12 protein-coding genes, 4 tRNA genes, 3 rRNA genes and 1 riboswitch are annotated in these 18,992 nt (G+C 57.4%); of the genes, 16 read left to right on the top strand and 3 right to left on the bottom strand.

Annotated elements, in window-relative coordinates; translation table 11 throughout:
• Positions 1–91: 91 nt before the first annotated feature.
• Both fabR and CKW09_RS23545 read left to right on the top strand, forming a co-directional pair.
• Positions 92–724 carry an HTH-type transcriptional repressor FabR gene (gene fabR, locus CKW09_RS23550; RefSeq protein WP_061799719.1) on the top strand — a complete coding sequence of 211 codons (633 nt, stop codon included), beginning with the start codon at positions 92–94 and terminating at the stop codon, positions 722–724.
• A gap of 15 nt (positions 725–739) precedes the next feature.
• The gene (locus CKW09_RS23545; protein ID WP_061799718.1) at positions 740–1,108 is read left to right on the top strand and encodes a YijD family membrane protein; all 369 of its coding nucleotides are present in this window, start codon (positions 740–742) and stop codon (positions 1,106–1,108) included.
• Positions 1,109–1,142: 34 nt separating this feature from the next.
• Here the strand turns inward: CKW09_RS23545 and trmA are convergent, their stop codons facing one another.
• On the bottom strand, positions 1,143–2,246 hold the full coding sequence (gene trmA / locus CKW09_RS23540; RefSeq protein WP_061799788.1) for a tRNA (uridine(54)-C5)-methyltransferase TrmA: 1,104 nt from the start codon (positions 2,244–2,246) through the stop codon (positions 1,143–1,145).
• Between the two features lie 115 nt (positions 2,247–2,361).
• A riboswitch (cobalamin riboswitch) is annotated at positions 2,362–2,581 on the top strand.
• A gap of 68 nt (positions 2,582–2,649) precedes the next feature.
• Between trmA and btuB the strand changes: the two genes are divergently transcribed.
• From btuB to yjfF, 13 genes are all read left to right on the top strand, one after another.
• Positions 2,650–4,527 carry a TonB-dependent vitamin B12 receptor BtuB gene (gene btuB, locus CKW09_RS23535; protein WP_061799717.1) on the top strand — a complete coding sequence of 626 codons (1,878 nt, stop codon included), beginning with the start codon at positions 2,650–2,652 and terminating at the stop codon, positions 4,525–4,527.
• Positions 4,472–5,335: a glutamate racemase gene (gene murI, locus CKW09_RS23530; RefSeq protein ID WP_061799716.1), complete on the top strand. Its 864-nt coding sequence runs from the start codon at positions 4,472–4,474 to the stop codon at positions 5,333–5,335. The genes btuB and murI overlap by 56 nt, the downstream gene beginning before the upstream one ends.
• Positions 5,336–5,757: 422 nt before the next feature.
• A 16S ribosomal RNA gene (locus CKW09_RS23525) occupies positions 5,758–7,299 on the top strand.
• A gap of 74 nt (positions 7,300–7,373) precedes the next feature.
• Positions 7,374–7,450 (top strand) — tRNA-Ile (locus tag CKW09_RS23520).
• 109 nt (positions 7,451–7,559) lie between these two features.
• Positions 7,560–7,635 (top strand) — tRNA-Ala (locus CKW09_RS23515).
• Positions 7,636–7,854: 219 nt separating this feature from the next.
• A 23S ribosomal RNA gene (locus CKW09_RS23510) occupies positions 7,855–10,762 on the top strand.
• Positions 10,763–10,865: 103 nt separating this feature from the next.
• Positions 10,866–10,981: ribosomal RNA gene (rrf, locus tag CKW09_RS23505) — 5S ribosomal RNA — on the top strand.
• The 16S, 23S and 5S rRNA genes sit together here with 4 tRNA genes alongside, the layout of an rRNA operon.
• 94 nt (positions 10,982–11,075) lie before the next feature.
• Positions 11,076–11,152, top strand: a tRNA-Asp gene (locus CKW09_RS23500).
• 53 nt (positions 11,153–11,205) lie between these two features.
• Positions 11,206–11,281: transfer RNA gene (locus CKW09_RS23495), tRNA-Trp, on the top strand.
• Positions 11,282–11,574: 293 nt separating this feature from the next.
• Complete coding sequence (gene ytfQ / locus CKW09_RS23490) at positions 11,575–12,531, top strand: galactofuranose ABC transporter, galactofuranose-binding protein YtfQ (RefSeq protein ID WP_061800339.1); 957 nt, start codon at positions 11,575–11,577, stop codon at positions 12,529–12,531.
• 24 nt (positions 12,532–12,555) lie between these two features.
• Positions 12,556–14,070, top strand: coding sequence for a galactofuranose ABC transporter, ATP-binding protein YtfR (gene ytfR / locus CKW09_RS23485; RefSeq protein WP_095099802.1), 1,515 nt, complete (start codon positions 12,556–12,558; stop codon positions 14,068–14,070).
• 17 nt (positions 14,071–14,087) lie between these two features.
• A complete protein-coding gene (gene ytfT / locus CKW09_RS23480) occupies positions 14,088–15,089 on the top strand; it encodes a galactofuranose ABC transporter, ATP-binding protein YtfT (protein WP_167387263.1) in 1,002 nt (333 codons plus the stop codon).
• A complete protein-coding gene (gene yjfF / locus CKW09_RS23475) occupies positions 15,086–16,078 on the top strand; it encodes a galactofuranose ABC transporter, permease protein YjfF (protein WP_061800334.1) in 993 nt (330 codons plus the stop codon). The genes ytfT and yjfF overlap by 4 nt, the downstream gene beginning before the upstream one ends.
• A 4-nt stretch (positions 16,079–16,082) precedes the next feature.
• On the opposite strand, the gene hdfR is transcribed toward yjfF, so the two are convergent.
• Positions 16,083–16,910, bottom strand: coding sequence for an HTH-type transcriptional regulator HdfR (gene hdfR, locus CKW09_RS23470; RefSeq protein ID WP_095099795.1), 828 nt, complete (start codon positions 16,908–16,910; stop codon positions 16,083–16,085).
• A gap of 119 nt (positions 16,911–17,029) precedes the next feature.
• Between hdfR and CKW09_RS23465 the strand changes: the two genes are divergently transcribed.
• Positions 17,030–17,368: a DUF413 domain-containing protein gene (locus CKW09_RS23465; protein ID WP_061800331.1), complete on the top strand. Its 339-nt coding sequence runs from the start codon at positions 17,030–17,032 to the stop codon at positions 17,366–17,368.
• A 27-nt stretch (positions 17,369–17,395) separates the two neighbouring features.
• Here the strand turns inward: CKW09_RS23465 and CKW09_RS23460 are convergent, their stop codons facing one another.
• Positions 17,396–18,919, bottom strand: a complete 1,524-nt coding sequence (locus tag CKW09_RS23460; protein ID WP_095099792.1) for a YifB family Mg chelatase-like AAA ATPase — start codon at positions 18,917–18,919, stop codon at positions 17,396–17,398.
• Positions 18,920–18,992 lie beyond the last annotated feature (73 nt).

Raw genomic sequence — 18,992 nt, 5'->3', positions numbered from 1 at the left:
GCGTTAGTATAAATGCTGTTGCAATAAAATTTGCTATATTGCCGGCTCAAGGGCGTTAGACTGATTGAATGGAACTTATCTGGATATGCATATGGGCGTCAGAGCACAACAAAAAGAACGGACGCGTCGTTCCCTGATCGAGGCCGCGTTCAGCCAGCTTAGCGCCGAGCGCAGCTTTGCCAGCCTGAGCCTGCGGGAGGTCTCGCGCGAGGCGGGGATCGCGCCCACCTCGTTCTATCGCCACTTCCGCGACGTGGACGAACTCGGGCTGACCATGGTCGACGAAAGCGGCCTGATGCTGCGCCAGCTGATGCGGCAGGCGCGTCAGCGCATCGCCAAGGGCGGCAGCGTGATCCGCACGTCGGTCTCCACCTTTATGGAGTTTATCGGCAACAACCCCAATGCATTTCGCCTGCTGCTGCGTGAGCGTTCCGGCACCTCGGCCGCGTTTCGCGCGGCGGTAGCGCGTGAGATCCAACACTTTATCGCCGAACTGGCGGATTACCTCGAGCTGGAAAATCATATGCCGCGCAGCTTTACCGAAGCGCAGGCGGAGGCCATGGTGACCATCGTGTTCAGCGCCGGCGCGGAAGCGCTGGATATTGACCCCGAACAGCGGCGCCAGCTGGAAGAACGCTTGGTGCTGCAGCTGCGGATGATTTCCAAGGGGGCGTATTACTGGTATCGCCGCGAGCAAGAAAAAGCTTCTGTATCCCACGTATAAAAAAGGTAGAGAGTGATGGAAAAACCAGGTCGTGAGAATGGCACCTTACTGCTGGCGTTGATTGCCGGCCTTTCAATCAACGGCTCGTTCGCTGCGTTGTTCAGCTCGGTGGTGCCGTTTTCAGTCTTCCCGATAATCGCGCTGGTGCTGGCGGTGTATTGTCTGCATCAACGTTACCTGAATCGCGCCATGCCGGAAGGCATGCCGAAGCTGGCCGCCGCCTGTTTCCTGCTGGGGCTGCTGCTGTACAGCGCCATCGTGCGCGCCGAATACCCGCAGATCGGCTCCAACTTCCTGCCGTCGATCATCTGTGTCGCGCTGGTGTTCTGGATAGGCTTCAAGCTGAAGGCGCGCAAGGCGCTGGATGAAAATACCCAAGAATAAAAAGCCGGGGCGCCATAGCGGCGCCCCGATGATATCAGCGGCGTTTTTCCAGCAGCACGCCGCATTCCATATGGTGGGTGTAGGGGAACTGGTCGAACAGCGCCAGGCGGCTCACCCGATGCGTTTCCTGCAACGTTGCCAGGTTGGCGCACAGCGTGTCCGGATTGCATGAGATATACAGAATGCGCGGATAGGCCTGCACCATCTTCACCGTTTCGTCATCCAGACCGCTGCGCGGCGGATCGACGAAAATGGTCTCGCAGTTGTAGCCGCTCAGATCGATGCCCTTCAGCCGGTTAAACTCGCGCACCCCGTTCATCGCTTGGGTAAAGTCTTCCGCCGCCATGCGGATGATCTGCACGTTGTCGATGTGGTTGGCGGCGATATTGTATTGCGCCGCCGCGACGGACGGTTTGGCTATCTCGGTGGCCAGCACGCGCTCAAAGTTGCGCGCCAGCGCCAGCGAAAAGTTGCCGTTGCCGCAGTACAGTTCCAGCAAATCGCCTGTTGACCCGGCGGTGACTTCCAGCGCCCACTCCAGCATCTGCACGTTCATCGCCGCGTTCGGCTGGGTGAAGCTGTTCTCCACCTGGCGGTAAATCATGTCGCGACCGGCGACCGGCAGCACTTCGTCCACGTGATCCTTGTCCAGCATGATTTTCATCTTCGCGGCGCGGCCAATCAACTGCAGATCGAAGCCCTGGGCGCGCAGGCTGTCGCGCAGCTGCGTAGCGCGTTGCTGCCAGGCGTCGTCCAGCTTGCGGTGGTACAGCAGCGAAGCGATGATTTTGCCGCTTTGCGTCGACAGATAATCGATCTGGAACAGCTTGTGGCGCAGCGTCGGGTCTGGCTTGATGGCGGCAATCAGCGCGCTCATCAGGCGGTTGATCAGTTCGCTGGCGGCCGGGAATTGATCGACGCGGATGCGCTGCTTGGTCTGCTGGTCGAACATGATGTGGTACATCTCGTCTTCATCATGCCAGATGCGGAATTCTGCGCGCATGCGGTAGTGGCTCACTGGCGAGCGGAACACTTCCGGCTCGGGCGCCGCGAACGGTGACATCAACGTCTTCAGGCGGGCGGTTTTCTCCGCCAGCTGGTCATCGTAACGTTCAATAGGCAAATTCTCGGGCGTCATGTGTTTCATCTCGTCAGGCTAATTTGATCAGCGGGGATTGTAGGGAATCAGCCCGTGAAGTCCAGTTTTGTCGCGTTTATTATTTGTAACATTAGTGGAAGTCTAGACATCCATTTACATTGATCGTAGCATTGCCGTCCGGCCTCAAGCAGCGAGTGAAAAGGGAATCCGGTGTGAATCCGGAGCTGACGCGCAGCGGTAAGGGGAAGTCACGGCGATAGCGTGTTAACGCAGACACTGTCCACTGCAGGATGGGAAGTCATCGCCCGGTGTCGGTTGCGGCAAGCAGCCTGCAAATCCCAAGCCCGAAGACCTGCCGGTGTTACGTCGCAATGTGCGTGGCCGTCGCGAACCACCGGCCATGATCCTGCGGCATCCGCCAATTAAGTTTGGATGCTTTTTCATGACAATTACAAAAAATACGCTGCTGATGGTGGTTTCCTCCGTCACGGCTTTTTCTGGATGGGCGCAAGACAACACCACAGCCAATAACGGCGATAACCTGATGGTTACCGCCAACCGTTTCCCGCAGCCGGTCTCTTCCGTGCTGGCACCCACCTCTATCGTGACCCGTAATGACATCGACCGCTGGCAGGCCAAGAGCCTGACCGACGTGATGCGCCGCTTGCCGGGCGTGGATATTGGCCAGAACGGCGGAATGGGGCAAAAAAGCTCGCTGTTCATTCGCGGCACCAACTCCAGCCACGTGCTGGTGCTGGTCGACGGCATCCGTCTTAACCAGGCCGGCGTCAGCGGCTCTTCTGACCTCAGCCAGATCCCGATCTCGCTGGTGCAGAAAATCGAATATATCCGCGGTCCGCGTTCGGCGGTGTACGGCTCAGACGCCATCGGCGGCGTGGTCAACATTATCACCACCCGCGAAAAGAACGGCACTACGCTCTCCGCCGGCCTCGGCTCGCATGGCTACCAGGCCTACGATGCCTCGACTCAGCAACGGCTGGGCGACAGCACGGTGGCGACTGTTGCGGGCAACTATACCTATACCAAAGGGTATGACGTGGTGGCGGAAGGCAACACCAGCATTCCACAGCCCGATCGCGATGGCTTTATGAGCAAGTCGCTGTACGGCGCCGTGCAGCACCAGTTTAACGAGCAAATCAGCGGCTTTTTCCGCGGCTATGGCTATGATAACCGCACCGGCTACGACGGTTTTTATGCTTACGACAACAACTTCAATGTCACCGGTTTGCCTGACACCCGTAAGCTGTATAGCCAAACCTGGGACACCGGGCTGCGCTATCAGGAAGGGATTTATGCCACGCAGTTAGTGGGCAGCTACAGCCACAGCAAAGATTACAACTATGATCCGCGTAAGGGGCAGTACGCCGTTTCCTCCAGCCTGGACGATTCCGAACAATACAACCTGCAGTGGGGCAATACCTTCAAAGTTGCACAAGGTACGGTGAGTGCCGGCGCCGACTGGCAGGATCAACAAATCAAGCCAGGCACTGCGTCTGTCAGCAGCGAGAAGAGCCAACGCAACACCGGCATCTATTTGACCGGCCAGCAGTTGGTTGGGCCGGTTACTCTCGAAGCCGCGGCGCGCGGCGACGACAACTCGGAATTTGGCTGGCACGGCACCTGGCAAACCAGTGCGGCCTGGGAATTCGTTGAAGGGTATCGTTTCATCGCTTCCTATGGCACCGCATTTAAAGCGCCAAACATGAACCAGCTGTTCAGTACCACTTACGGCAACGATAACTTGAAGCCGGAAGAGAGCAAACAGTGGGAAGGCGGTTTTGAAGGGTTGACCGGGCCAGTGGCCTGGCGCGTGTCCGGCTACCGGAATGACATCGATAACCTGATTGACAGCGATCCTGTGACTTACCGTTATTACAACATCGGTAAAGCGACCATTAAAGGCGTAGAAGCCACCGCTTCGTTTGAAACCGGTCCGTTGACGCATCAGATCAGCTATGACTATGTCGACCCACGTAATGCCAAGACCCACGAAGTCTTGCTGCGTCGCGCCAAACAGCAGGTGAAGTACGAGCTGGACTGGCAGGTTTATGACTTTGACTGGGCGGTCACCTATCAATACCTCGGCGAGCGCTATGACAAGGACTACGGCGTGTATCCAAGCCCGACCGTCAAACTCGGCGGCGTGAGCCTGTGGGATCTCGCAGTTTCGTATCCGGTCACATCTCATCTGACAGTTCGTGGTAGAATTGCCAACCTGTTTGATAAAGATTATGAGACGGCCTATGGCTACGCTACTCCAGGAAGAGAATATTACATTACTGGAAGCTATACCTTCTAACAGCCCCGCGACGCCCCGCCCGACGGTGCTGGTATTTGACTCCGGCGTTGGCGGGCTATCGGTGTATCAAGAGGTTCGGCAACTGCTGCCGGACCTCCACTATATATATGCCTTCGACAACGTGGCGTTCCCCTACGGCGAGAAATCCGAAGAGTTTATCGTTGAACGCGTGTTGGAAATTGTCGGCGCGGTGCAGCAACGCCACCCGCTGGCGATCGTGGTCATCGCCTGCAACACCGCCAGCACCGTTTCCCTGCCCGCATTGCGCGAACGCTTCAGTTTCCCGGTAGTGGGCGTGGTGCCCGCCATCAAACCGGCGGCTCGCCTTACCGCCAACGGCATCGTCGGCCTGTTGGCTACCCGCGGCACCGTTCAGCGCACCTACACTCATGAACTGATCGCCCGTTTCGCGACCGACTGTAAAATCGAGCTGTTGGGTTCTTCCGAACTGGTGGAGCTGGCGGAAGCCAAGCTGCACGGCGAAGCTGTTCCTCTGCCGACCCTGAAGAAAATCCTGCAGCCGTGGCTGAGCATGCGCGAGCCGCCGGACACCGTGGTGCTGGGTTGTACCCATTTCCCTTTATTGGCGGCAGAGTTAATGCAGGTGCTGCCTGAAGGCACCCGGCTGGTGGATTCCGGCGCCGCTATTGCCCGCCGCACCGCCTGGCTTATCTCAACGCAGGAAAACCTGGTGTCGACGCAGGAAGATCATCTGGCGTACTGCATGGCGTTAAATGAAGATACCGACGCTTTATTGCCCGTTTTACAAGGCTACGGCTTCAAAACGTTGAAAAAACTGCCGCTTTAACGGGGTTTTGGTTAAACATTCAACGGTCGGAAAAAATATTGAAAATAGGGGTTGCGGCGTTCTGAGAACTCCCTATAATGCGCCTCCACTGACCGGGAACAACGACTCCTCTAACGAGAACCAGTCGCCCAGCCAGGAAGAAGCAAGCCGGTGAAAACGCCGTTTCTTAATAAGAAAAAAGCTTGACTCTTCAGCGGGAAAGCGTAATATGCACCTCCCGCGTTACCGAGAGTTATCTCTCAGTAACCAACGCTCTTTAACAATTTATCAGACAATCTGTGTGGGCACTCCACAAGACGATATCCAGCATCTTCGGATGCGAAAAAATATCAAGTCTTGAAGAGTGACTAGCTTGTAAAAAAGCAATTTTTGAAGCAGTAACCTTTGAGCATCGCTTCACGAGTTGAAGCAAATCAAGCTTTTAATTGAAGAGTTTGATCATGGCTCAGATTGAACGCTGGCGGCAGGCCTAACACATGCAAGTCGAGCGGTAGCACAAGAGAGCTTGCTCTCTGGGTGACGAGCGGCGGACGGGTGAGTAATGTCTGGGAAACTGCCTGATGGAGGGGGATAACTACTGGAAACGGTAGCTAATACCGCATAACGTCTACGGACCAAAGTGGGGGACCTTCGGGCCTCACGCCATCAGATGTGCCCAGATGGGATTAGCTAGTAGGTGGGGTAATGGCTCACCTAGGCGACGATCCCTAGCTGGTCTGAGAGGATGACCAGCCACACTGGAACTGAGACACGGTCCAGACTCCTACGGGAGGCAGCAGTGGGGAATATTGCACAATGGGCGCAAGCCTGATGCAGCCATGCCGCGTGTGTGAAGAAGGCCTTCGGGTTGTAAAGCACTTTCAGCGAGGAGGAAGGGCAATGTCTTAATACGGCATCGCATTGACGTTACTCGCAGAAGAAGCACCGGCTAACTCCGTGCCAGCAGCCGCGGTAATACGGAGGGTGCAAGCGTTAATCGGAATTACTGGGCGTAAAGCGCACGCAGGCGGTTTGTTAAGTCAGATGTGAAATCCCCGCGCTTAACGTGGGAACTGCATTTGAAACTGGCAAGCTAGAGTCTCGTAGAGGGGGGTAGAATTCCAGGTGTAGCGGTGAAATGCGTAGAGATCTGGAGGAATACCGGTGGCGAAGGCGGCCCCCTGGACGAAGACTGACGCTCAGGTGCGAAAGCGTGGGGAGCAAACAGGATTAGATACCCTGGTAGTCCACGCTGTAAACGATGTCGATTTGGAGGTTGTGCCCTTGAGGCGTGGCTTCCGGAGCTAACGCGTTAAATCGACCGCCTGGGGAGTACGGCCGCAAGGTTAAAACTCAAATGAATTGACGGGGGCCCGCACAAGCGGTGGAGCATGTGGTTTAATTCGATGCAACGCGAAGAACCTTACCTACTCTTGACATCCAGAGAACTTAGCAGAGATGCTTTGGTGCCTTCGGGAACTCTGAGACAGGTGCTGCATGGCTGTCGTCAGCTCGTGTTGTGAAATGTTGGGTTAAGTCCCGCAACGAGCGCAACCCTTATCCTTTGTTGCCAGCGATTCGGTCGGGAACTCAAAGGAGACTGCCGGTGATAAACCGGAGGAAGGTGGGGATGACGTCAAGTCATCATGGCCCTTACGAGTAGGGCTACACACGTGCTACAATGGCGTATACAAAGAGAAGCGAACTCGCGAGAGCAAGCGGACCTCATAAAGTACGTCGTAGTCCGGATTGGAGTCTGCAACTCGACTCCATGAAGTCGGAATCGCTAGTAATCGTAGATCAGAATGCTACGGTGAATACGTTCCCGGGCCTTGTACACACCGCCCGTCACACCATGGGAGTGGGTTGCAAAAGAAGTAGGTAGCTTAACCTTCGGGAGGGCGCTTACCACTTTGTGATTCATGACTGGGGTGAAGTCGTAACAAGGTAACCGTAGGGGAACCTGCGGTTGGATCACCTCCTTACCTAATGATATCGATTCGCGTGAAGTGCTCACACAGATTGTCTGATAGAAAGTAACGAGCAGAAATACCTTTATAGGCTTGTAGCTCAGGTGGTTAGAGCGCACCCCTGATAAGGGTGAGGTCGGTGGTTCAAGTCCACTCAGGCCTACCACTTCTTCCCTATGCTGCGTTATGCGCGGTCGTTTACCCAGGTAAACTTCCCTCCGCATGCCTTGCCTAAGAAAGAAGTTGTATATCAAAGGTACTGCACGTGACTGTATGGGGCTATAGCTCAGCTGGGAGAGCGCCTGCCTTGCACGCAGGAGGTCAGCGGTTCGATCCCGCTTAGCTCCACCATATAGTCCGGTATTTCAATACTTCAGAGTATATTGGCGACAGTATGCTGCGAAGTATTTTGCTCTTTAACAATCTGGAACAAGCTGAAAATTGAAACATGACGGCTGAAACTTGTCCCTCCGTAGAAATATTGGGATGAGGAGTAACCTGTCATAGAGTCTCTCAAATGTTTGCAATGCGAAGTGTCGATTATTCATAAAAGACACCTTCGGGTTGTGAGGTTAAGTGACTAAGCGTACACGGTGGATGCCTAGGCAGTCAGAGGCGATGAAGGGCGTGCTAATCTGCGAAAAGCGTCGGTAAGGTGATATGAACCGTTATAACCGGCGATACCCGAATGGGGAAACCCAGTGCAATTCGTTGCACTATCGTTAAGTGAATACATAGCTTAACGAGGCGAACCGGGGGAACTGAAACATCTAAGTACCCCGAGGAAAAGAAATCAACCGAGATTCCCCCAGTAGCGGCGAGCGAACGGGGAGCAGCCCAGAACCTGAATCAGTTCTTGTGTTAGTGGAAGCGTCTGGAAAGTCGCGCAGTAAAGGGTGATAGCCCCGTACACTAAAATGCATTAACTGTGAGTTCGATGAGTAGGGCGGGACACGTGACATCCTGTCTGAATATGGGGGGACCATCCTCCAAGGCTAAATACTCCTGACTGACCGATAGTGAACCAGTACCGTGAGGGAAAGGCGAAAAGAACCCCGGCGAGGGGAGTGAAATAGAACCTGAAACCGTGTACGTACAAGCAGTGGGAGCACCTTCGTGGTGTGACTGCGTACCTTTTGTATAATGGGTCAGCGACTTATATTTTGTAGCAAGGTTAACCGTATAGGGGAGCCGTAGGGAAACCGAGTCTTAACTGGGCGAATAGTTGCAAGGTATAGACCCGAAACCCGGTGATCTAGCCATGGGCAGGTTGAAGGTTGGGTAACACTAACTGGAGGACCGAACCGACTAATGTTGAAAAATTAGCGGATGACTTGTGGCTGGGGGTGAAAGGCCAATCAAACCGGGAGATAGCTGGTTCTCCCCGAAAGCTATTTAGGTAGCGCCTCGTGAACTCATCTTCGGGGGTAGAGCACTGTTTCGGCTAGGGGGCCATCCCGGCTTACCAAACCGATGCAAACTCCGAATACCGAAGAATGTTATCACGGGAGACACACGGCGGGTGCTAACGTCCGTCGTGAAGAGGGAAACAACCCAGACCGCCAGCTAAGGTCCCAAAGTCATGGTTAAGTGGGAAACGATGTGGGAAGGCATAGACAGCCAGGATGTTGGCTTAGAAGCAGCCATCATTTAAAGAAAGCGTAATAGCTCACTGGTCGAGTCGGCCTGCGCGGAAGATGTAACGGGGCTAAACCATGCACCGAAGCTGCGGCAGCGACGCTTAGGCGTTGTTGGGTAGGGGAGCGTTCTGTAAGCCGTTGAAGGTGGCCTGTGAGGGTTGCTGGAGGTATCAGAAGTGCGAATGCTGACATAAGTAACGATAAAGCGGGTGAAAAGCCCGCTCGCCGGAAGACCAAGGGTTCCTGTCCAACGTTAATCGGGGCAGGGTGAGTCGACCCCTAAGGCGAGGCTGAAAAGCGTAGTCGATGGGAAACAGGTTAATATTCCTGTACTCGGTGTTGCTGCGAAGGGGGGACGGAGAAGGCTAGGCTAGCCGGGCGACGGTTGTCCCGGTTTAAGCGTGTAGGGGGGTGTTCCTGGTAAATCCGGAACGCTGTCAACCCTGAGGCGTGATGACGATGCACTACGGTGCAGAAGTAGTTGATGCCAAGCTTCCAGGAAAAGCCTCTAAGCATCAGGTAACACAGAATCGTACCCCAAACCGACACAGGTGGTCAGGTAGAGAATACCAAGGCGCTTGAGAGAACTCGGGTGAAGGAACTAGGCAAAATGGTGCCGTAACTTCGGGAGAAGGCACGCTGGCGCGTAGGTGAAGTCCCTTGCGGATGGAGCTGAAGCCAGTCGCAGATACCAGCTGGCTGCAACTGTTTAATAAAAACACAGCACTGTGCAAACACGAAAGTGGACGTATACGGTGTGACGCCTGCCCGGTGCTGGAAGGTTAATTGATGGGGTCAGCCGCAAGGCGAAGCTCTTGATCGAAGCCCCAGTAAACGGCGGCCGTAACTATAACGGTCCTAAGGTAGCGAAATTCCTTGTCGGGTAAGTTCCGACCTGCACGAATGGCGTAATGATGGCCAGGCTGTCTCCACCCGAGACTCAGTGAAATTGAACTCGCTGTGAAGATGCAGTGTACCCGCGGCAAGACGGAAAGACCCCGTGAACCTTTACTATAGCTTGACACTGAACATTGAGCCTTGATGTGTAGGATAGGTGGGAGGCTTTGAAGCGTGGACGCCAGTCTGCGTGGAGCCAACCTTGAAATACCACCCTTTAATGTTTGATGTTCTAACTCGGCCCCATAATCTGGGGTGAGGACAGTGTCTGGTGGGTAGTTTGACTGGGGCGGTCTCCTCCCAAAGAGTAACGGAGGAGCACGAAGGTTAGCTAATCACGGTCGGACATCGTGAGGTTAGTGCAAAGGCATAAGCTAGCTTGACTGCGAGAGTGACGGCTCGAGCAGGTACGAAAGTAGGTCTTAGTGATCCGGTGGTTCTGAATGGAAGGGCCATCGCTCAACGGATAAAAGGTACTCCGGGGATAACAGGCTGATACCGCCCAAGAGTTCATATCGACGGCGGTGTTTGGCACCTCGATGTCGGCTCATCACATCCTGGGGCTGAAGTAGGTCCCAAGGGTATGGCTGTTCGCCATTTAAAGTGGTACGCGAGCTGGGTTTAGAACGTCGTGAGACAGTTCGGTCCCTATCTGCCGTGGGCGTTGGAAGATTGAGAGGGGTTGCTCCTAGTACGAGAGGACCGGAGTGAACGCACCACTGGTGTTCGGGTTGTCATGCCAATGGCACTGCCCGGTAGCTAAGTGCGGAAAAGATAAGCGCTGAAAGCATCTAAGCGCGAAACTTGCCTCGAGATGAGTCTTCCCTGGGCCTTTAAGGCCCCTGAAGGAACGTTTAAGACTAAGACGTTGATAGGCTGGGTGTGTAAGTGCAGCGATGCATTGAGCTAACCAGTACTAATGATCCGTGAGGCTTAACCTTACAACACCGAAGGTGTTTTTAGAGAGACGAATAATTTTCAGCGAAGTTCTTAGATTGGTTCTGGTGGTTACGCGAGTAACGGCCAAGAATGAAACAGAATTTGCCTGGCGGCAATAGCGCGGTGGTCCCACCTGACCCCATGCCGAACTCAGAAGTGAAACGCCGTAGCGCCGATGGTAGTGTGGGGTCTCCCCATGCGAGAGTAGGACACTGCCAGGCATCAAATAAACGTTATCAGCCTGACACCTGGTAATGAGCGAAATCGCCGAGGCGGTTTTGCCGGCATCGAAAGGTGCGACGTAAAAGAATCGGTGGAGCGGTAGTTCAGTTGGTTAGAATACCTGCCTGTCACGCAGGGGGTCGCGGGTTCGAGCCCCGTCCGTTCCGCCACTTATTTAAATTATGCCTGCTTATCTTAGCAGGCATAATGTTAAGCGAGATTTAGGGGCGTAGCTCAGTTGGTAGAGCACCGGTCTCCAAAACCGGGTGTCGCGAGTTCGAGTCTCTCCGCCCCTGCCATATTAGAAACCCTTCGCGAAAGCGAAGGGTTTTTTTTTGCGTCTCATTCCTCGCCCTTTTCCGCTATTCCCCTGATAGATTGTCTGAAATTCCTGCAAAGCCGTTTTCGATTTAGACATTTTTAGCTGAATCCATGTACAAAATGGTTGTTATCCTGCGATGTGATGCCGCGCATTATTCCCGCCCATTTTTCAACTACACCTAATAAGCGACCGTCCCTTTTGGACCCGCTTCATCAGAAAAATAAACAGATCACACCACAACAGCTAACCCTGCAGGGCGAGGAAAACACCATGATCAAACGTTTGCTGTTAGCAGCCGCCGTCGCTGGCGCATTTATCAATACGGCTCAGGCCGCACCGCTGATCGTCGGCTTCTCTCAGATTGGCTCAGAGTCGGGCTGGCGCTCGGCGGAAACCAAAGTGTCCAAACAGGAGGCCGAAAAGCGCGGAATTACGCTGAAAATTGCCGACGCTCAGCAGAAACAGGAAAATCAGATCAAAGCGGTAAGGTCATTTATCGCCCAAGGGGTGGACGCTATTTTCATCGCCCCGGTCGTCGCAACCGGTTGGACGCCGGTGCTGCAGGAAGCCAAAGAGGCAAAAATTCCGGTGTTCCTGCTGGACCGCATGATCGAAGTGAACGACCCCTCGTTGTATACCGCCGCAGTGGCCTCCGACAGCGTCCATGAGGGTAAGGTGGCGGGGGAATGGCTGGTGAAGGAGGTGGCCGGCAAGCCGTGTAACGTGGTGGAACTGCAGGGCACGGTTGGCGCCAGCGTTGCGATTAACCGCAAGAAAGGTTTCTCCGACGGCATCGCTTCCGCCGCCAACGTCAAGATTATCCGCTCGCAGTCCGGTGATTTTACCCGCAGCAAGGGCAAAGAGGTGATGGAGAGCTTCATCAAGGCCGAGCAAAACGGCAAGAACATTTGCGCCGTCTATGCGCATAACGACGATATGGCGATCGGCGCCATTCAGGCGATTAAGGAAGCGGGGCTAAAACCCGGTTCCCAAATAAAAATCGTCTCTATCGACGGCGTGCCCGATATCTTCAAGGCGATGATCAACGGCGAAGCCAACGCTACGGTCGAGCTGACGCCGAACATGGCGGGCCCGGCGTTTGATGCGCTGTTGGCGATGAAAAAAGAGGGGACATCGCCGCCGAAGTTCATTCAGACCGAGTCGAAACTGCTGCAGCCGGATACCGCCAAGCAGGAGTTCGAACTGAAGAAAAGCATGGGTTATTGATCCACTCACCGGCGGGGCAGCAAGATGGTTGCATCTCAGACTCACCTACTGGCGATTAACGGATTATCCGTCGAATTCCCCGGTGTCAAAGCGCTGGATCAGGTCGATTTCACGCTGCAGAGCGGGGAAGTGGTGGCGCTGTTGGGGGAAAACGGCGCGGGGAAATCCACGCTGATCAAAGCGCTGACCGGCGTTTACTCGCGGTCCGCCGGCGAGATCCTGCTGGAGGGGCGCGCTATCGCACCGCAGAGTACGGCACAGGCGCAGGCGTTAGGCATAGGGACGGTTTACCAGGAGGTGAACCTGCTGGCGAATATTTCGGTCGCCGCCAACCTGTTCATCGGCCGCGAGCCGACCCGCTTTGGGCTGGTCGATCAGCGCACCATGCTGCGCCGCGCCAGTGAGCTGTTGCAAGGCTATGGCCTGCAGCTGGATGTCAGCCAGCCGTTGGGCAATTACTCGATCGCCATTCAGCAAATCGTGGCTATCGCCCGGGCGGTGGATCTGTCCGCCAGGGTGCTGATCCTGGACGAACCCACCGCCAGCCTGGATGCCAAAGAGGTCGGCATGCTGCTGGATATTCTCCGTCAGCTGCGATCTCAAGGGCTGGGCATGATCTTTGTGACTCACTTTCTCGATCAGGTTTATCGCATCAGCGATCGCATCACCGTGCTGCGCAACGGCAAGCTGGTCGGCACGCGTGCGGCTGCCGAGCTGCCGCGGCTGGAGCTGGTGCAGATGATGCTGGGGCACGCGTTCGATGAATCCTTGCTCAAGCGCGGTGAGCGCCGGGCGTCAACGGCGGCGCCGCTGGTTGAATTCAACGGCTATGGCCGTCGCGGTACGGTAGAACCCTTCGAGTTGGCGGTCAGGCCGGGCGAGATTGTTGGCCTGGCGGGTCTGTTGGGGTCGGGGCGTACCGAAACGGCCCAACTGATATTTGGCGTCAGGGCCCGGGATAGCGGCGAGGCGAAAGTGGCCGGCAAGGCGGTGAATATCCGTACGCCGCGTAAAGCGGCCAGCCTGGGTTTCGGCTATTGCCCGGAGGACCGTAAAACCGACGGCATCATTGGGGCGGCGACGGTGCGGGAAAATATTATTCTGGCGCTGCAGGCCCAGCGCGGCTGGCTGCGGCCGCTGCCGCTGCGGGAGCAAACGCGCATCGCCGACGATTTCATCCGGCTGTTGGGCATCCGTACGCCGGGGGCGGAGCAGCAGATCCAATATCTTTCCGGCGGCAATCAACAGAAGGTGCTGCTGTCCCGCTGGCTGGCGACCAAACCGCGTTTTCTGATCCTCGACGAGCCGACGCGCGGCATTGACGTCGGCGCGCACGCGGAGATTATCCGGTTGGTCGAGAAACTGTGTGAAGAAGGGCTGGCGCTGCTGGTGATCTCTTCCGAGCTGGAGGAGCTGGCAGGCTATGCCGATCGCATTGTGGTGCTGCGCGACAGACGACATGTGGCGCAGTTGGAACATGACGCCATCACGGTGCCGGCGATTATGCAGGCTATTGCCGTGCAACAGGGGGCAGGATGAACCTCAGGAGCTCCTCCATGACCGGTGAACCGCGCAAAATCAGGTGGGCATTTCCCGCCGGGGCGACGCAGCTGGGGGCGTTGGCGGCAATTTTGCTGATCGACAGCCTGGTGGCGCCAAATTTTTTCTCTGTGCATATTCAGGACGGAAGGCTGTTCGGCAGCCTGATCGATATCCTCAACCGCGGCGCCCCGGTGGCGCTGCTGGCGCTGGGCATGACGTTGGTGATCGCGACCGGCGGCATCGATCTTTCGGTGGGCGCGGTGATGGCGATAGCCGGCGCCACGGCGGCGATGCTGACCAGCGCCGGTTATCCGCTGGCCTATGTGCTGGCTGCGGCGTTGGCCGCCGGGGCGCTGTGCGGCTTGTGGAACGGTTTTCTGGTGGCGGTGCTGCAGATACAGCCGATCGTCGCCACCCTGATGCTGATGGTCGCCGGCCGCGGCGTTGCGCAGCTGATCACCGAAGGGCAGATAGTGACCTTCGAGCGGGAAGGCTTGGCGCAGCTGGGCAGCGGCGCATTAATGTATCTGCCGGTACCGGCGATCGTCGCCGCGCTGTCGCTGTTGCTGCTCTGGCTGTTGACGCGCAAGACCGCTCTGGGGCTGTTTATCGAAGCGGTGGGCATCAACCTGCGTTCCGCCCGCAATGCGGGAGTGAGTACTCGCTGGGTGGTGATGTCGGTGTACGTGATCTGCGGCCTGTGCGCCGCGGTGGCCGGGATTATCGTGACGGCGGACATCCGCGGGGCGGACGCCAACAATGCCGGCCTGTGGCTGGAACTGGACGCCATCCTGGCGGTGGTGATTGGCGGCGGTTCGCTGCTGGGCGGCCGGTTTAACCTGCTGCTGTCGGTGGTGGGGGCGCTGATTATTCAGGGGATGAACACCGGCATCCTGCTGTCCGGCTATCGTCCCGAATTCAATTTGGTGCTGAAAGCGGTGGTGGTGTTGGCGGTGCTGATGGTGCAATCGCCGAGCGTATCGCTGCGCCGGCTGCTGCGGAGACGCAAATCATGATCAAACGTAATCTGCCGCTGTTGATCACCCTGGCGGTATTTTTGCTGGGCTACGCGTTTTGCCTTGCTCAGTTCCCCGCCTTCGCCTCCACGCGGGTATGGTGTGATTTGCTGACCGATAATGCGTTTCTCGGCATTGTGGCGGTGGGGATGACTTTTGTGATCCTGTCCGGCGGCATCGATTTGTCGGTCGGTTCGGTGATCGCCTTCACCGGCGTGTTGCTGGCCAAACTGATCGGCAGTTACGGCATGGCACCGGGCTATGCGTTCATCATCGCGCTGCTGATGGGAGCATCATTCGGTGCGCTGATGGGCTGGATCATCGACGTGCTGAAGCTGCCGGCGTTCATCATCACGCTGGCCGGCATGTTCTTCGTGCGGGGTATGAGTTTTATCGTTTCCGAGGAGTCGATTCCCATCGATCACCCGCTGTACGCCAGCCTGGCCAACTACGCCTGGAAACTGCCGGGCGGCGGACGCTTCACGCTGCTGGCGTTGGTGATGTTGACGGTGGTGGCGGCTGGCATCCTGTTGGCGCACCGCACCCGCTTTGGCCACAACGTCTACGCCATTGGCGGCAACCGGGTGTCGGCGGCGCTGATGGGCGTGCCGGTACAACGCACCACCGTATTGATTTACATGTTATCCAGTACGCTGGCGGCGCTGTCCGGCATTGTTTTCTCGCTGTATACGTCGGCGGGCTATGCGCTGGCGGCCAGCGGCGTAGAGTTGGACGCCATCGCCGCGGTGGTGATTGGCGGCACTCTGTTGACCGGCGGCGTCGGCACCGTGCTGGGCACGCTGTTCGGCGTGCTGATCCAGGGCCTGATCCAGAGCTACATCACCTTCGACGGCACCCTCAGCTCCTGGTGGACCAAAATCGTCATCGGCATCCTGCTGTTCTGTTTTATCGGCCTTCAGAAGGCGATGAGCGCATTTTGGCTGAACAGGCGAGCCAAACCCCGCCATCCGCGTCTGAAGCCGTTATAGCGCTTCAGGCTGCGGTATTTAAAGGTATTTTCAGCAATTGCCGGATCAACGGCTGCTGATCGCTGTTCTGCAGCCAGACCGCATACAGCGGGCGCACGATCGGCGGCGTCTCGGTGGCGGCGATCAGCAGCGGGTAGTCTTTTTCCCACTGGCTGGGCAGAAAGGCGCAGCCGCCGGTGGTTTCCAGCAGCTGACGGGTCAGGTGCGCCGAGGTGGTGGTGAGCACCGGCACGCTGTCGCCTTCCAGCATGCGGCTCTCCTGTTGGTGAAAATCGGCGCCCCATTCCAGCTTGATGTACGGCATCGGCGCCTGCTTGTCGCGGCGGCGGGATGAAAACAGACGCAGCGAGAAATTGCCCAACAGCTGGCTGGCCAGCTCGTCCATCTTTGGCGGCTCGGTGGTGATGAGCAAATCGAGCTGCCTTTCGTGCAGCTGCTTTACCAAAGAGTGCCTTAGCGCCACCCGCGCCTCCAGCTGCAGCGCCTCGCGCTGCTGATAGAGCGATTGCAGCCAGGGGGTCAGATAGGCTTCCCACAGCGAGGCGGTGGCGCCGATAGAGAGCTCGGTGTGCTGCAGCGATCGCACCACCTCTTTTTTCGCCAGCTGCCAGGTGTTCATCAGGCTCTCGGCATAGGGCAGAAGCCGCTCTCCGGCCGGCGTCAGGCGGATATTGTTGCGGTGGCGGGTGAATAAATTTGCGCCCAGCTGGTTTTCCAACTGACGGATGCGGAAACTGACCGCGGACTGCGTTAAGTACAAGGATTCTGCGGCTCGGCCAAAGTGACGCGTTCTACTGACCTCCAAAAAGGTTTTCAGTAATTCGGTATCCACACCCATCTCCAAAAAATTTTGTCGTTAAGATTTAAATGTTTTGTTTTACACAATGTCAAGCCTATCTAATACTCCGCGCCATAAACAGCACGGCCATGAGAGAATTAGGAGCGTGTCAGATGGCGGATAGCTTCACCACGACCAATCGTTTTTTTGATAACAAACACTATCCTCGCGGGTTCTCCCGTCACGGCGATTTCACCATTAAAGAAGCGCAATTGCTAGAGCGCTTCGGGTACGCGTTCAACGAGCTGGACGCGGGCAAACGCCAGCCGGTCACTGAAGAAGAACAGCTGTTCGTCGCAGTGTGCCACGGCGAGCGCGAGCCGGTTACCGAGCAGGAAAAAGTATGGGCCAAATATCTGGCGCGCACACGCCGTCCGAAAAAATTCCATACCCTGTCCGGCGGCAAGCCGCAGGCTGATGCGGTGGAAGATTACACCGACAGCGACGACTGATGAGAATGGGGCCTGCGGGCCCCATTTTTATTCCAGGCTGCGATGCAGCTGCAGCAACAGACGGTCCATACCCCGGTACCCCAGCGCTTCGCTCAAGTGGCGCTTATCGATATCCCGATCTCCGTTCAAATCCGCCAGCGTGCGCGCCACCTTTAGGATCCGTTGCCAGGCGCGCACCGACAGGCCCAGCGCGTGCAGGGTCGCTTCCAAAAACTCGGCGTCCGCCGCCCGCAGTGCGCAGTCTCGCTCCACTTCCTGGTTGCTCAGCAGCGCATTGATTTTCCCGGCGCGGCTAAGCTGCCTGTCGCGCGCCCGCTGCACCCGAGCGCGCACCTGAACGCTATTTTCCCCACCGGCGCAGCGTTTGCTGAGTAGGCCAGGCGGCAAGAGCGGCACGTCGATCGACAGGTCGAAACGGTCGATAAAGGGGCCGGAAAGGCGGCCCAGATAGCGCAATACCTGCTGGGGGGAGGCGCGGTTATGCACGCCCTGATAGTGCCCGGTCGGGCTGGGGTTCATCGCCGCAATCAGCTGGACCCGGGCCGGAAAACAGACCTTGGCGTTGGCGCGGGATATCACGATCTCGCCGGATTCCAGCGGTTCGCGCAGCGCATCCAGCACCCTGCGTTCGAATTCGGGCAGTTCATCCAGAAACAGCACGCCATTGTGCGCCATGGATATCTCTCCCGGCTGCGGCAGCGAACCGCCGCCGACCAGCGCCGCCATCGAGGCGCTGTGGTGCGGCGCGCGAAACGGCCGTTGGCGCCAGGGCAAGGGTTCGGCGTCATGGCGCAGCAGGCTGGCCACCGCCACGCTCTCCAGCGCCTCCCGCTCGGTCAACGGCGGCAGCAAACCGGTCAGGCGGCTGGCCAGCATGGTCTTGCCGGTGCCCGGCGGGCCGATCAGCAGCAGGTTGTGTCCGCCCGCGGCGGCGATCTCCAGCGCCCGCTTGGCCTGCTGCTGGCCGATGATATCCTGCAGGTCAGCCGTCGGCCGCGCCGCATCGGCGGCCGGCGGGGCGCAGGCCGCCGGCAATTCCCCTCGTCCGAGCAGAAAGGCGCAGACTTCGAGCAGATGCTGCGCCACCCGGGTTTCACCCTGGGCGATCAGGCCGACCTCGTGACCGTTGTCCGCCGACAGGATCAGTTTGCGCCCGGCGGCGGCGGCCGCTAAAGCCGCCGGGATGGCACCCCTGACCGCCCGCAGCGCGCCGGACAGCGCCAGCTCGCCGAGGAATTCATAACGCGTCAGCGACTCGACCGGCAGCTGTTCGGACGCGGCGAGGATCGCCAACGCAATCGGCAGATCGTAACGGCCACCTTCTTTGGGCAGGTCGGCCGGCGCCAGGTTAACGGTGATGCGCCGCGCCGGGAAGGTGAAGCCGTTGTTGATCAACGCGCTGCGCACCCTGTCGCGCGCCTCTTTTACCGTGGTTTCCGGCAGGCCGACCAGCGTTAAACCGGGCAGCCCGTTGCTGATATGCACTTCCACCGTAACCGAGGGGGCCTGCACGCCGATCGTGGCCCGGGTATAGATAACCGCCAGTGACATGTTGCTCTCCTTGCTGAGGGCGACATGATGCGGGATAGGTGGGCGCAGGGCCTGCCAGGGTTGCGCGGTATGC

This window comes from Serratia ficaria, from assembly GCF_900187015.1.
Taxonomy (GTDB): Bacteria; Pseudomonadota; Gammaproteobacteria; order Enterobacterales; family Enterobacteriaceae; genus Serratia; species Serratia ficaria.
The sequence above is the reverse complement of the archived record's forward strand: the minus strand, read 5'-3'. Positions and strand labels throughout refer to the sequence as shown.

Bases quoted from the DNA above. Each gene is read 5' to 3' on its own strand.
- fabR (WP_061799719.1), top strand. From the start codon at position 92: ATGGGCGTCAGAGCACAACAAAAAGAACGGACGCGTCGTTCCCTGATC.
- CKW09_RS23545 (WP_061799718.1), top strand. From the start codon at position 740: ATGGAAAAACCAGGTCGTGAGAATGGCACCTTACTGCTGGCGTTGATT.
- trmA (WP_061799788.1), bottom strand. From the start codon at position 2,246: ATGACGCCCGAGAATTTGCCTATTGAACGTTACGATGACCAGCTGGCG.
- btuB (WP_061799717.1), top strand. From the start codon at position 2,650: ATGACAATTACAAAAAATACGCTGCTGATGGTGGTTTCCTCCGTCACG.
- murI (WP_061799716.1), top strand. From the start codon at position 4,472: ATGGCTACGCTACTCCAGGAAGAGAATATTACATTACTGGAAGCTATA.
- ytfQ (WP_061800339.1), top strand. From the start codon at position 11,575: ATGATCAAACGTTTGCTGTTAGCAGCCGCCGTCGCTGGCGCATTTATC.
- ytfR (WP_095099802.1), top strand. From the start codon at position 12,556: ATGGTTGCATCTCAGACTCACCTACTGGCGATTAACGGATTATCCGTC.
- ytfT (WP_167387263.1), top strand. From the start codon at position 14,088: ATGACCGGTGAACCGCGCAAAATCAGGTGGGCATTTCCCGCCGGGGCG.
- yjfF (WP_061800334.1), top strand. From the start codon at position 15,086: ATGATCAAACGTAATCTGCCGCTGTTGATCACCCTGGCGGTATTTTTG.
- CKW09_RS23465 (WP_061800331.1), top strand. From the start codon at position 17,030: ATGGCGGATAGCTTCACCACGACCAATCGTTTTTTTGATAACAAACAC.
- CKW09_RS23460 (WP_095099792.1), bottom strand. From the start codon at position 18,919: ATGTCACTGGCGGTTATCTATACCCGGGCCACGATCGGCGTGCAGGCC.